Source organism: Variovorax sp. LjRoot130 (assembly GCF_964253755.1).
Classification (GTDB): Bacteria; Pseudomonadota; Gammaproteobacteria; order Burkholderiales; family Burkholderiaceae_C; genus Variovorax.
The window spans coordinates 4,061,700-4,074,290 of record NZ_CAXURM020000001.1 but is presented as its reverse complement, the minus strand read 5'-3'; the positions used below and the strand labels follow the sequence as shown (position 1 = coordinate 4,074,290).

The 12,591-nt window shown below is 67.0% G+C and carries 12 protein-coding genes and 1 pseudogene; 5 read left to right on the top strand and 8 right to left on the bottom strand.

Annotated features, from left to right (window positions below; genetic code table 11):
• Nucleotides 1–26: 26 nt before the first annotated feature.
• The 5 genes from ACSQ86_RS20370 to ACSQ86_RS20350 form a co-directional block, all read right to left on the bottom strand.
• A complete protein-coding gene (locus tag ACSQ86_RS20370) occupies nucleotides 27–1,022 on the bottom strand; it encodes a TRAP transporter substrate-binding protein (RefSeq protein ID WP_436309494.1) in 996 nt (331 codons plus the stop codon).
• Nucleotides 1,023–1,054: 32 nt separating this feature from the next.
• On the bottom strand, nucleotides 1,055–2,320 hold the full coding sequence (locus ACSQ86_RS20365) for a TRAP transporter large permease (protein WP_436309493.1): 1,266 nt from the start codon (nucleotides 2,318–2,320) through the stop codon (nucleotides 1,055–1,057).
• A 1-nt stretch (nucleotide 2,321) separates the two neighbouring features.
• On the bottom strand, nucleotides 2,322–2,936 hold the full coding sequence (locus ACSQ86_RS20360; RefSeq protein ID WP_093102988.1) for a TRAP transporter small permease: 615 nt from the start codon (nucleotides 2,934–2,936) through the stop codon (nucleotides 2,322–2,324).
• Between the two features lie 35 nt (nucleotides 2,937–2,971).
• Nucleotides 2,972–3,886: a dihydrodipicolinate synthase family protein gene (locus ACSQ86_RS20355; RefSeq protein WP_436309492.1), complete on the bottom strand. Its 915-nt coding sequence runs from the start codon at nucleotides 3,884–3,886 to the stop codon at nucleotides 2,972–2,974.
• 212 nt (nucleotides 3,887–4,098) lie between these two features.
• On the bottom strand, nucleotides 4,099–5,193 hold the full coding sequence (locus ACSQ86_RS20350; RefSeq protein WP_093102992.1) for a substrate-binding domain-containing protein: 1,095 nt from the start codon (nucleotides 5,191–5,193) through the stop codon (nucleotides 4,099–4,101).
• A gap of 129 nt (nucleotides 5,194–5,322) precedes the next feature.
• Here ACSQ86_RS20350 and ACSQ86_RS20345 point away from each other — a divergent pair, with 129 nt between their 5' ends.
• Genes ACSQ86_RS20345 through ACSQ86_RS20330 form a run of 4 tightly spaced genes read left to right on the top strand, consistent with a single transcriptional unit; the run spans nucleotide 5,323 to nucleotide 8,387 of the window.
• Nucleotides 5,323–6,072, top strand: coding sequence for an ABC transporter permease (locus ACSQ86_RS20345; RefSeq protein ID WP_436304818.1), 750 nt, complete (start codon nucleotides 5,323–5,325; stop codon nucleotides 6,070–6,072).
• The gene (locus ACSQ86_RS20340) at nucleotides 6,069–6,761 is read left to right on the top strand and encodes an ABC transporter ATP-binding protein (RefSeq protein WP_093102995.1); all 693 of its coding nucleotides are present in this window, start codon (nucleotides 6,069–6,071) and stop codon (nucleotides 6,759–6,761) included. The genes ACSQ86_RS20345 and ACSQ86_RS20340 overlap by 4 nt, the downstream gene beginning before the upstream one ends.
• Nucleotides 6,758–7,585: a substrate-binding domain-containing protein gene (locus ACSQ86_RS20335; protein ID WP_436309491.1), complete on the top strand. Its 828-nt coding sequence runs from the start codon at nucleotides 6,758–6,760 to the stop codon at nucleotides 7,583–7,585. The genes ACSQ86_RS20340 and ACSQ86_RS20335 overlap by 4 nt, the downstream gene beginning before the upstream one ends.
• Before the next feature lie 13 nt (nucleotides 7,586–7,598).
• Nucleotides 7,599–8,387, top strand: a complete 789-nt coding sequence (locus tag ACSQ86_RS20330) for a molybdate ABC transporter substrate-binding protein (protein WP_436309490.1) — start codon at nucleotides 7,599–7,601, stop codon at nucleotides 8,385–8,387.
• Between the two features lie 20 nt (nucleotides 8,388–8,407).
• Here the strand turns inward: ACSQ86_RS20330 and ACSQ86_RS20325 are convergent, their stop codons facing one another.
• From ACSQ86_RS20325 to ACSQ86_RS20315, 3 genes and pseudogenes are all read right to left on the bottom strand, one after another.
• Nucleotides 8,408–8,959 (bottom strand): methylated-DNA--[protein]-cysteine S-methyltransferase, encoded by a 552-nt coding sequence (locus ACSQ86_RS20325; RefSeq protein WP_436304816.1) that lies wholly within the window; start codon nucleotides 8,957–8,959, stop codon nucleotides 8,408–8,410.
• 113 nt (nucleotides 8,960–9,072) lie between these two features.
• Nucleotides 9,073–9,582 carry a molybdopterin-dependent oxidoreductase gene (locus ACSQ86_RS20320; protein ID WP_436304815.1) on the bottom strand — a complete coding sequence of 170 codons (510 nt, stop codon included), beginning with the start codon at nucleotides 9,580–9,582 and terminating at the stop codon, nucleotides 9,073–9,075.
• 15 nt (nucleotides 9,583–9,597) lie between these two features.
• Nucleotides 9,598–9,758 (bottom strand): annotated as a pseudogene (locus ACSQ86_RS20315) (transcriptional regulator); the annotation flags it as partial.
• A gap of 354 nt (nucleotides 9,759–10,112) precedes the next feature.
• Here ACSQ86_RS20315 and ACSQ86_RS20310 point away from each other — a divergent pair.
• Entirely contained in the window at nucleotides 10,113–12,590 is a 2,478-nt protein-coding gene (locus tag ACSQ86_RS20310; protein WP_436309489.1) for a hypothetical protein, read from the top strand.
• Nucleotide 12,591: the final 1 nt, after the last annotated feature.

Below are 12,591 nucleotides of genomic sequence, written 5' to 3'. Positions count from 1 at the left end.
CGACCGGGTGGCGAAGGGGGCCTGGCTTACAGTGCGGCGCCGATCTTGCGCAGTTCGGCGATCTGCGGCGCCTTGGGCAACCAGAGCTTGTCGAACTCCCGGATGACCGGCGCAGGGTCGAAGCCGCTGTCGCTCTTGAAGGCGATGCCGCTCGCCTTGAACTTGTCGATCAGCCCGAGCTCCGTGGTCACGATGTCCTTGATCTGCGCGTCGAGCGATTGCTTGATCAGGTCGCGGATCAGCTCCTTGTCCTTCGCATCCAGCGTCTGCCAGATCCGGCCCGACACCAGCGGCGCGAAGGGCATGAAGAGCGCGTTCATCGGAAGCAGCACCTTCGACACCCGGTCGAAGCGCTGGTTCCACGAGAACTCGATGTCGGCCTCGAGGCCGTCCACCTGGCCGTTGGACATGGCATCGAACACGGCGGGCGTGGGAATGGGCGTCGGCGCCGCGCCCAGCAACTGATAGAAGTCGCGGTACACCGGCGTCGGGTTGATGCGCAGCTTCAGGCCCTTGAGCTCAGTCGGGGTCGAGATGTTCTTGGTCGAGAACACCACGCGCATGCCGGTGATGCCCCAGCCCAGGCCGATGGTCCCGGTTTCGCGCGGCAGCACCTCGAGCAGCTTCAGCGCGGCCGGCGTGCGCACCAGCGTGGCGACGTTGGTGGTCGAACGCACCAGGTAGGGCGCATTGATGGCTGCCACGCTCGCGACGCGCGAGCCCAGCTCGGCCGCCTGGATCCAGCCCATGTCCAGTGCGCCCGATTGCAGCTGCTGCATCATGGCCGACTCGTTGCCCAGCTGGCCCGAGTGGAACACCGTGGCGCTCAGGCGGCCGTCGGTGGCCTTCTTCAGCGCCTCGCCGAAGCCCAGCGCCGCGCGGTTCCACGAATGGCCCCCCGGCGTGATGAGGCCGAGTCGGAAATCCTTGGCCGCGGCCGCGCGCGACGGCGTACTGAAGAGAAGGGACGAGGCGGCGGTGCCGGCCGCAGCCTGGACGAAGTGTCGGCGTGAGAGGGACATGCAATGCTCCGGTTGGGGGGAAGAAAAGAGGCCTACTTGAGAAGACCGAGCGACAGGCTCGGGAAGATCGACAACAGCACCAGCGCCACGCAGCAGATGAGGAAGAAGGGCAGCGTGACGATGAACATCTTTCCGGGCTTGGCGCCGGTGACCGCGGCGGCGACGAAGAAGCTCAGGCCGACGGGCGGCGTCATCAGCCCCAGCACGAGGTTCACCACCACCACCACGCCGAAGTGGCGCGGGTCGATGCCGTAGATCTCGGTGGCGATCGGCAGCAGGATCGGCACCGTCATGATCAGGCCGGGAATGCCGTCGATCACCGTGCCGATCACCAGCAGGATCGCGTTCGCGAGCAGCAGGAAGGTGACCGGGTCTTTGGCGACGGTCTGGATCCATGCCGCGATGGCCTGCGGCACCTTGCCGTAGATCAAGAGCCAGGAGAACACCGCCGCGGCGGCCACCAGGAACAGCACGACCGCCGAGTAGATCGCCGACTTGAGCAGGATCTCCGGCATCGTCCTGAAGCTGAATTCCTTCGTCACGTAACGCCCGACCAGGGCCGCGGCCAGCGCGCCGACGGCCGCGGCCTCGGTGGGGTTGGCGAAGCCGGTGAGGATGGAGCCGACGATCACGATCGGGATCAAGAGCGTGGGGCAGGCCGTCGCAATGGTGTGCAGCCGCTGCCGGAGGGTCCGCTTCTCGGTGCGCGGATAGTTGTAGATCACGCCCATGCAGGCGATCACGACGAAGAACAGCAGCGTGAGCACGATGCCGGGCAGGATGCCGGCGATCAGCATGTCGCCGACCGCGACCTGCGCCAGCACGCTGTAGACCACGAACATCACCGAAGGCGGGATGATCGGGCCGAGCATGCCGCCATACACGGTGAGGCCGGCGGCGAAGGTCTTGTCGTAGCCCTTCTTCTCCATCTCCGGCACCATGATCTGGCTCATGATGGCCACCTGCGCAGTGGCCGAGCCGATGATCGAGGACACCAGCATGTTGGCGAGGATGTTCACGTAGGCGAGGCCGCCCTTGACCGAGCCGATGAAGGCCAGAGCCAGGTCGACCAGGCGCCTGGTGATGCCGCCGCCGTTCATGATTTCGCCGATCAGGATGAACAGCGGAATCGCGATCAGGCCGTAGCTGTCGATCCCCGAGAACATCTGCAGGGGATAGGACAGGAACAGCACCGTGTCCCCGGAATTCAGGATGTAGACGATGCCGGCCAGGCACAGGCAGGCGCCGATGGGCACGCCGATCAGCATCACGACGAGGAAGAATGCGGAGGTCAGCATCTCAGTTCACTGCGTCGGCGTTGAGCACGTGGAACTCGCGGTGCACGCGCTTGGGCTGCAGGCCGAGGTCTTCCAGCAGGTTGGCCAGCGCATGCACGCTGAGCGTGAGCGAGAAGATCGGCAGGATCAGCTGCACGACCCAGGTCGGCCAGTTCAGCGTCTGCGTGGTCTCGGTGTAGAGGAAGTTGAAGGACTCGGCCGCGTAGTCCTTCGCATCGAAGCCGTGGCGCGCGATGCCCACCGGGTCCATCCAGACCCAGCACATCGCCAGCAGCCCGAAGCCGAGCAGCAGCACGCCGCCGGAGGCGCAGGCCTTGGCGGCCGCCGCTGCCTTGGCGCCGAGCTTGTCGGTCAAGAGCGTCACGGCGAAGTCCAGCCGCAGCCGGGTCATCGCCGAGGCGCCGATGAAGGTGAGCCAGACCACCGAGTACACCGATGCCTCGTCCACCCAGTAGAGCGGTACGCCCGTGTAGCGCGTGACCACGTTCAGCAGGATCAGCGCGACGAGCAGGCCCATGAGGCCGGTGAGCAGATAGCGTTCGCAGCGCAGGATCGCGTCCGAGGCATCGAGCACGAAGCGGCTGATGCCCGGCGGTCCGAGGGCGTTGTTGTTCATGGCGTTCTTGCGGCCTGGCGGTGCTGCGGCCCGGATCAGGCGACCGACCGGTACTGCGACGGGCGGGTCGCGAGCGCCTTGCCAACGATGGCTTCGATCGCTGCGCGTTCCTCGCCGACGAGCGGCAGGCGCGGGCGGCGCATGTGCTCGGTGCCGACGCCGACCAGCAGGTCGATGAGCTTCAGGTTCTGCACCAGCTTGGTCGACACGTCGAGATGGAGCATCGGCGTCATCCACTGATAGAGCTTGAGCGCTTCGGCGAACTGGCCGGCCTTCATCAGGTCGTAGAGCGCCACGGTCTCGCGCGGAAAGGCGCAGCCGACGCCGGCGAGCAGGCCGTCGCAACCCAGCGCCAGGCCTTCGTAGGCCAGGTCGTCCACGCCCAGGAAGAGCTGGTAGCGGTCGCCCACGGTGTTGCGCAGGTCGGTGATGCGGCGGATGTTGTCGGTGCTCTCCTTGATGGCGACGATCCATTCGCAATCGGCCAGCTCGACCATGTGTTCGGGCTTCAGGTCGACGCGATAGGCGACCGGGTTGTTGTAGACCATCACCGGCTTCTGCGCGGCTTCGGCCATGGTGCGCACGTTGAGCATCGCCTCTCGCGCGTCGGCCACGTAGATCACGGAGGGCATCACCATGTAGCCGGCGACGCCGAGCTTGTTGGCGCCGTCGATGTAGCGCAGCGCTTCGCGCGTGCTGGTCTCCGAGACATTGGCCAGCACCGGCACACGGCCGGCGCTGGCTTCCAGCGCGATCCTGGCGACCTCCAGCTTTTCCTCCAGCGTCAGCGTGCTGGCCTCGCCGAGCGAGCCGCAAGTGACGAGGCCGTGAATGCCGTTCCTGATCTGGAAGTCGATGTGCTTCGCGGTGCCTTCGGCATCGATGCGCTCGTCGGCGTGGAATTTGGTGGTGATGGCGGGGAAGATGCCTTGCCAGCGGGGGTTGCTCACGTGCTTGCTCCTGGGGATGGAAGGGGTTGGAAGTGTCTTTTAAATATATTAGGGAGATATTAGAAATATCTTGTCAGGGTATTTAGCAGGTTGCATGCCAGGCTGTTTTGATGGAAATGGCGGGTACGGAGGGCCGCGGCGCGGCATGGCGATGCAAGGCGCATCGTTGAAGTGCGCGGCGCGCACTTGTTTGGTCCGTCAGGGATGCAGCGTCACTTCGGCCGCTTGAAGCTCCACCAGGGCAGCAGGGCGTTCAGCGACTGCACCTCGCCGCTGCCGGCGCTCTCGTAGCCGGCGAGCGTGCCGAGGCGGTGCTGCCACGCTGCGCCGCGCAGCAGCGTGAGCAGGGCCAGGATCGCGGGCTGGTCGAGCGCCGACTTGAGGCAGGCCAGGTGATAGCGCTCGTGGACCAGCGGCACGAAGCCCAGGCCCGCGCTGCGCGCGACCGATTCGATCCCGAGCCCGGCGTCGGCTTGGCCGGCCGCCACCGCGTGGGCGACGGCCGCATGCGAAGGCTCGCAGTGCGCATAGCCTTCGAGCGCATCGGCGTCGAGCTTCTGCGCTTCGAGCAGCTCGTCGAGCAGCACGCGCGTGCCGGTGCCGAGCGCGCGGTTCACGTAGCGTGCGCGCCGGCTCGCGACATCGGCCAGGCTGCGCAGGCCCAGCGGATTGCCCGGCGCGACGATCAGGCCCTGCGTGCGCCGCGCGAAGCCGATGATCTTGTGCAGCCCGGGCTTGAGCAGCGGCTTGTAGGTGCGCTGCGCCAGCGAGCCGCGCGGCGGCCGCTCCAGCGTGTGGAAGCCCGCCATCACGCAACGCCCCTCATTGAGCGCGCTGATCGCGTCCACGCTGCCGGTGAAGCGAATGTCGAGCTGCAGGTGCGCGCTCTCGGCCGCGTGCGCGCGCAGCAGCACCAGCGCATCGTCATGGCTCGCATGCAGGCTCAGCACGTGGATGCTGTCGTCGAAGGCGAGCGCGAAGGCGCGTTCGAGATCGGCATGCAGCGCCTCGATCTGCGGTGCGAGCCGGGCCTGCGCCTGGCGCTCGGCCCACAGGAGCTTGTCGCCGAACTCGGAGAGCTGCGCCGAGCGGCCCTGCGCGCCGGTCACGAGCGGATGGCCCAGCGTCTGCTCCCAGCGCTTGAGCTCGCCCCACACATGGCGGTACGACAGGCCCAGCACCCGTGACGCGGCCGAGATGGAGCCGTGCTCGCGCACCGCGTGCAGCAGCTCCATGAGCGGATTGCGGATCAGCGTCCGGCCGTTGCGGCGCGGTGCGATGGCATAGGAAAGTTCGATCTGTTGCACGAAGAAAAGAGGAGGGCGGGATGCCGCGAAGGATTATGCAGAGGCCGACCCTGACCTATGCATGCGATTGCATAAGTTGGCTCCCTGCGTTTGCCCATACTGCCCCGGCTTCCGAACTCCACCACCTGCATGAACACCTTCACCGACAGCGCCGCCGCGGCCTGGCAGCTCGTCGTCTCGGCCGATCCTGTGCTGCTCGCCATCGTCGGGCGCTCGCTGGCCGTCAGCGGCACCGCCTGCGCGCTGGCCTGCGGCTTCGGCCTGCTTCTGGGGGCCTGGCTCGCGGTGGCCCGCTTCCCCGGCCGCGGCCTGCTGCTCACGCTGCTCAACACGCTGCTGGCGCTGCCCTCGGTGGTGGTAGGGCTGGTGATCTACCTGCTGCTCTCGCGCTCGGGGCCGCTGGGCTTCCTGGGCTGGCTGTTCACCTTCAAGGCCATGGTGCTGGCACAGGCGCTGCTGGTGCTGCCGGTGGTCACGGCCCTCACGCGCCAGACCGTCGAGGACGCCGATCGCGCACATGGCGAGCAGCTGCGCTCGCTCGGCGCCGGCGGGCTGGTGCGCGCGCTGCTCCTGGTGTGGGACGAGCGCTATGCGTTGATCACGGTGCTGATCGCTGCCTTCGGCCGCGCGGTGTCCGAAGTCGGCGCCGTGATGATCGTCGGCGGCAACATCGACGGCTTCACGCGCGTGATGACCACCGCGATCGCGCTCGAGACCAGCAAGGGCGACCTGCCGCTCGCGCTTGCGCTCGGGCTGGTGCTGCTGGGCGTGGTGCTGCTGCTCAACCTCGCGATCTCGGCCGTGCGCGGCTGGCGCGAGCGCGTCGACGGCGGCGCGGCCGATGCAGCAGCGGCTCGGCGGGTGGAGGTGCTGTCGTGAGCGAAGCGCTCTTCAGCCTGCACGAGATCGACGTGCATTACGGCCGTGTGCCGGCGCTGGTCCGCGCCACGCTGTCCATCCATGCCGGCGAGCGCGTCGCGCTGATCGGCGCCAACGGCAGCGGCAAGAGCACGCTGCTGCGCGTGCTGCACGGCCTGGTGCCGCATGCGTCCGGCGCCTTCGTCGGCAAGGTGCCGCTGCGTGCGCAGGCCATGCTGTTCCAGCGGCCGCACATGCTGCGCATGAGCGTGCGCAACAACGTCGCGCTCGCGCTCTGGCTGCATGGCGCGCCATGGCGCAGCGCGCAGCGCGAGGCCACGGCGGCGCTCGGGCGCGTCGGCCTTGCCGCGCTGGCCGGCCGCAACGCCCGCACGCTGTCGGGCGGCCAGCAGCAGCGCATGGCGCTGGCGCGCGCCTGGGCGTTGAAGCCGGCCGTGCTGCTGCTCGACGAACCGACGGCGAGCCTGGATCCCACCGCCAAGCGCGAGGTCGAAGCCCTGATCGCCGATGCGGCGCACGGCCGCACGCTGGTGTTCGCAAGTCACAACCTCGGCCAGGTCAAGCGGCTCGCGAGCCGCGTGATCTATCTGGAGCACGGCCGCGTGCTGGCCGACCTGCCGGTACACGATTTCTTCAATGGGCCGTTGCCGGAAGAGGCCCGTCTGTTCGTCAAAGGAGAGTTGGTATGAAGTCATTCAAGTTTCTTGCGCTCGCGCTCGTCCTCTCGGCCGGCGCCTTCTCGGCGAATGCCGAGACCATCACCATGGCGTCCACCACCTCGACCGAGCAGTCGGGCCTGTTCTCGCACCTGCTGCCGGCCTTCAAGCAGGCCAGCAACATCGACATCAAGGTGGTCGCGGTCGGCACGGGCCAGGCGATCGACATGGCCAGGCGCGGCGATGCCGACGTGCTCTTCGTGCACGACAACGCGGCCGAGGAGAAGTTCGTTGCCGAGGGCTTTGCGGCGAAGCGCTTCCCGGTCATGTACAACGACTTCGTGCTGGTCGGGCCGAAGAACGACCCGGCCGTGGTGAAAGGCAAGGACATCGCCGTCGCGCTCAAGAAGGTCGCGACCAGCAATGCGGCCTTCGTCTCGCGCGGCGACAAGAGCGGCACCGATGCCGCCGAGCGCCGGCTGTGGACGCAGGCTGGCGTGGCCGACGCAGGCCCGCAAGTGCCCAACGACAGGAAGGGCACGGGCTACAGGGAATGCGGCTGCGGGATGGGCCCGGCGCTCAACATCGCGGCCTCGAGCAATGCTTACGTGCTGGCCGACCGCGGCACTTGGCTGAGCTTCAAGAATCGCGCCGACCTGGCGGTGCTGGTGGAAGGTGACAAACGCCTCTTCAACCAGTACGGCGTGATGGTCGTGAGCCCGGCGAAGTTTCCGCAACTCAACAGCGCCGGCGCGCAGAAGTTTGTCGACTGGGTGATCTCGCCGGCCGGGCAGTCGACCATCGCGAGCTACAAGATCGGCGGCGAGCAGCTGTTCTTTCCCAATGCGGGCCAGTAGGGCCTGGCGCGCGGTGGCTCTCGCCTCGGGTCTGGTCGCCGGCGCGGCCGCTGCACAGCAGCAGACGCTCGCGGTCCATGCGGCGGGCAGCCTGCGCGCGCCGATCACGCAGGCGGCGCAAGCTTTCGAACAGGCGAACCCGGGCACGCGAATCGCGCTGACTTTCGGTGCCTCGGGCCTTCTGCGCGACCGCATCGCGGCCGGAGAAAAAGCCGATGTGTTCGCCTCGGCCAACATGGCGCATCCGCAATCTCTCGGCGCCGACGGCGCATGGGGGCCGACCCGTGCCTTCGCTCGCAATGCGCTGTGCGCGCTCGCGCGACCCGGGCTGGCGGTGACGCGCGACACGCTGGTCAAGACGATGCTCGACCCGGCGATCAAGCTCGGTACCTCGACGCCCAAGGCAGATCCCTCGGGTGACTATGCCTTCGAACTGTTCGAGCGTGTCGAGCGCACGGGCGCGGCGCCTGCAGGTTCGGCGCGTGCGCTGGCTGCCAAGGCGCTGCAACTGACCGGTGGCCCGAACTCGCCGGCGCCGCCGCCGGGACGCAATGTCTACGGCATGCTGGTCGCGAGCGGGCAGGCCGATGTGTTCCTGACCTATTGCACCAACGCGGTGGTGGCCATCGCCGAGGCGCCGGGGCTTCAACTTGTCGAGGTGCCTGCGGCCATCAACGTGAGCGCGGAATACGGGCTGGCCGTGCGCAGCGGCGCGGCCCCGGCGGCGCAGGCTTTTGCGGACGACCTGGTCCATGGCGCCGGGCAGGGCGCATTGCGCAAGGCCGGCTTCCTCGCGCCCTGATATCGACAACCGGTCTTGCCCTAAAGGGGGCTGTGCGCGGCCGCGGTGGCTTCGAGCCTCAGCAATTTCCTCTTGCGCCGCACGCCCCAGCGATAGCCCGAGATCGATCCATCGGCCTTGAGCACGCGGTGGCAGGGGATGGCAACCGCGAGCACGTTGGCGGCACAGGCGGCGCCGACTTCCTGCGCGGTCGCAGTCACGGGCAAGGCCTTGGCGATCCGGCCGTAGGTGATGGTCTCGCCGGCAGACACGGCGCGCAAGGCTTGCCAGACCGCCAGCTCCAGTGCCGAGCCGCGGATGTCCAGCGGCAGATCCAGGCCCTCTTCCGGCGCTTCGAGAAAGGCGACGACCTTCGCCGCCGAATCCTCGAGCCCGGCTTCATCGAGCACGAGCCGCGCATCCGGAAACGCGCTCGCCAGCTCGCGGCGCAGCACGTGCCGGTCGTCACCCATCAGGATGGCGGCGACGCCCGTGGCGCTGGCAGCGATCAGTGCGCTGCCCAGCGAGAAGGTTCCGTACGCGAAACGGAGTTCTTCCATTGCGCCTTCCCGGTGATCAACAGTTGTGTTCATTGCGATGTCCTCATTGCTTCCTGTGAGGATTCACTGTGGCATCGCGTCAGCCTGATCGCACTCCGGTCCTTGCTTTCGAATCGCCGCTTCCTTGTGCCCTGCGCGGTGAGCGCTCAATCGAGCGCGCGCACCTCGATGCGCATCAGGTTGCGCACGTGCCGTGCGCCCAGCCGATGGTCGGCCGCGGAGATCAGTGCGATGCGTCCCTCGCGTTCGTCGAGCGCCTTGCCGTCGCGTTCGAACAGCACCAGCACGCCTTCGCCCACCGCGGTGTTGCTGATCTCCGGCCAGGAGAAGAGGGCGCGGTAGCCGTCGGTTGCCGTCGCGACGACGACGAGGGTCTTCCAGTCGTTGCGCCCGGGTGCGGCGAGACCTGCGCGAGCGACCAGTGCGGAAAGCTTGACCCCGCGCACCGAGCTGCGCGTTTCGGTGCCTTGCCCGCTGCGCGATTGCGTGAACTGGCCGATCTCCGCAGCCGGGAAGGCTGCGAGCGCTGCGGCGTCGAGCCGGAGTTGCTGCCGCACCGCGCCCGCCACTTCAAGCTGCTGGCTGGGCTGCGCCGTCGCGATTGCAGGGGCGGTGAACAGCGTCAGGCAAAGGATCAGACGGAGAAGGAGGTGCATCAGGGCTCCAGGGAGTCATCGATCCATCGGAAGGTACAGGCTTTCCTTGACCTCTTCCGTCACGACATAGCTGTGCGACTCGGCCGTCACCGGCAGCTTCTTCGGCAGGTCGTCGAAGCCACCCGACACGAGGTGCATTCCATCACCTCGGGCACGTGCAGCGGCTCATGCGCGACCCATGACGTGCAGCAATGCGCCGGGGCCTGGCTTTTTGTCCATCGGCCGGGTTTCCAGAAATCCCTGAACGCCAGACCAGATCAGGAGTCCTGATGTAAGTATTTGCGTTTAACAGGTTACCAAATGAAACATACGTAACGCAAGCGGCGATAAAAGGGTGCAAACGAAACAAAATGCAAGCATTGTTGGAACGCGTGTCAGACCGCTCCTGCACCCCGGCCTCGATCCTTTTTGGAAGGTATTGGATGAAATCCACTGGAAAAAGCGCGCTTCTGCTTGTTACTGCAGCAGCCGCGCTCGCAGCGTGTGGGGGTGGAGGAGGCGGTGGAAGTGGATTTCCGGTGATGCAAGGGATGGCATCGGATACGACTGCAGCACCGTCCACCTCTGCTGCGCCAACCGACCCTGCCGTCGAAAAAGAAGCGGCACCGGTCGAGAAGGCGCTTGATTCGAGCTGGACCAAGGTGGCTGTCGAGAATCAGCGATTCACACTGGCTTCGGCGACGACCGTGCAGTACGGGGCCAACTCGACCTGGAGGAAGAGATTGCTCTCGGGTTCGGTCGAGTGCAGCAATGCGACCTTTGGCGATCCGCTGCCCTATGTGGCGAAGGCGTGTTACATCCAAGGCCCCGCGCCCGCGCCTGCACCTGCACCTGCACCTGCACCTGCACCTGCACCTGCACCTGCACCTGCACCTGCACCTGCGCCCGCGCCCGCGCCCGCGCCCACCGCGCCTGCAGCAGGCACGCTGCTCGCGGGCGAGGGCTCGTCGTTCACCGTCGCTGCTGCCACCCTTGTGCAGTACGGGTCCGGTTCATTGTGGGTTCAAAAGACAGTCAGCGGCACCGGCCAGTGCACGAACGAATTCTTCGGCAAAGACCCTTCGCCCTTTGTCGTGAAGGCTTGCTATTCCCTCGGTGCAGCACCCGGCACCGCTCCCGCTCCCGCGCCGGCTCCGGCACCCGCCCCGGCTCCAGCGCCAGCGCCAGCCCCGGCGCCCGCGCCCGCACCCGCACCCGCACCCGCACTCGTCTCCGGCGATGTCGTCGACAGCGCCGGCCGAGTGGTGGCCGATAGCTACCGCGCCCTGGCGCTCAAGTTGGCCACGGCGGAGGGCATCGCCTACCGCTACGGCAATGCGCCGTCCGTGAACAACACCGGCATCCCGACGCTGTTCAAGCGTGCGGACCAGACCATGAGTTACCACGGAGGCACCTGGCAACTGGGGGGACCTCTTCTCGAAGATCCCGGCCTCTACATGACCAACCAGGCCCACGTCGGTTTTGTCGCCGACAACACCGCGGTGCGCATGGGGGTGGGCGATCTGCAGATCTCCGCCATCGACCACAACACCTTCGCGCAAGCGCCGCAATTGCCCTGGCAGGAAGCGGCCGCGTGGGACGGCAGCGCCGGACGCACCAACTACAACGTCAGCACCTACAAGACCGCCGGCCTCACGACCGGCGAGCCGGTGGCGGTGGCGCGTTGCGGCGGCCGCGTAGGCTTCTGCGCCACCTCGCTGGTGGCTTTCCAGAACGGCCTGATCGGCACCGCGGGCAGCAACACGGCGAACAACCGGGGCTCGGTGAAACTGCCCGCCGACAAGGTGCCGACCGGCATGGCCATCACCAACACCAGCGAATACGCGCTGGTGACGGTGTGGGACACGACGGCGCTGAAGGGCCAGGTGGCGGTGATCTCGCTGGCCGGCTTGTGCAACAACTGCAACCCCTACAACTCGGCGAAGAACGGCAGCTACGACGCCTGGTACGACTGGTGGCATGAGTGGATGGGCGTGTACCCCGGCCTGCCGAACATGGGCAACATCGCCTTCATGAAGGTGCTGGGCTACATCGACCTGCCGGGCATGAACGCACCGACCGAGATCGCCGTTACCACGGGCTTCGACCAGTTCCAGACGGCGCTGCCGGAAAAGTACGGCGAGTTCATGGGCCAGACCTACTCGCCGCTGACCGATCCGGCCAAGCGTGCGACGTTCTCGGGTTCCGGCACGAACGCCAACCGGTACGCCAAGTCGGGTGTGGCGGTGGTCATCTCCAAGTCGGAGAAGAAGGCCGCCTTCATCGACCTGAAGCCGTTGTTCAGCTACGTCAACAGCGTCTACTTCGGTACCGGTCCGACGGAGTTCACCAACCTGGGTCAGGCCGACAACCAGTGGCCGTACACCTTCGCGTACAAGCCGCAGCAGACGCCGACGGTGATCACGACGGTGGCGCTGGACAGCAAGCCGACCGCGGTGAAGACGACCATCTTCGGCAACGTGCACCGTGCCTGGATCGCCACCGAAGAAGGCTCGCTGCGCATCTACGGCCTGGGCAACGTGCCCACCGGCACCACGGTCACGGACGTCGTCGAGAAGGGCCGTGTCGCGATCGGGAAGAACCCGACCTCGCTGGCGATCTCGAAGATCGACCCGGAGAACAGGACCTTCGAGCCCTTGAACGAGCAGGTGCTGGTGGCTTCGCGCGGTGATCGCAAGATCCAGTGGGTGAGGTTCGCAGGCGACGGCAACAGCGGCAGCGTGGTTCGCACCCTGCAGGACTCGCGCATCGTCGACCCGATCGCGGTCGAGGATGCCGACAACTTCGCAAGCGACAACATGGTCTTGAGCATTGCGGACTACACCGGCAAGGCGGTGTCGAACTACCGCTACGGCTCGGTGATCTTCGCGAACCGCGGCGGCTCCTGGGCCTGCCAGCCGCCGGGCGGCTGTCCGGTGCAGGGCACCGGCGGCATGAACATGGAGTTCGGCGGCAGCTTCACGATGGAGGGCCGGCCGTTTCATCTCAGGACAGCCAACGTGCCCTGAT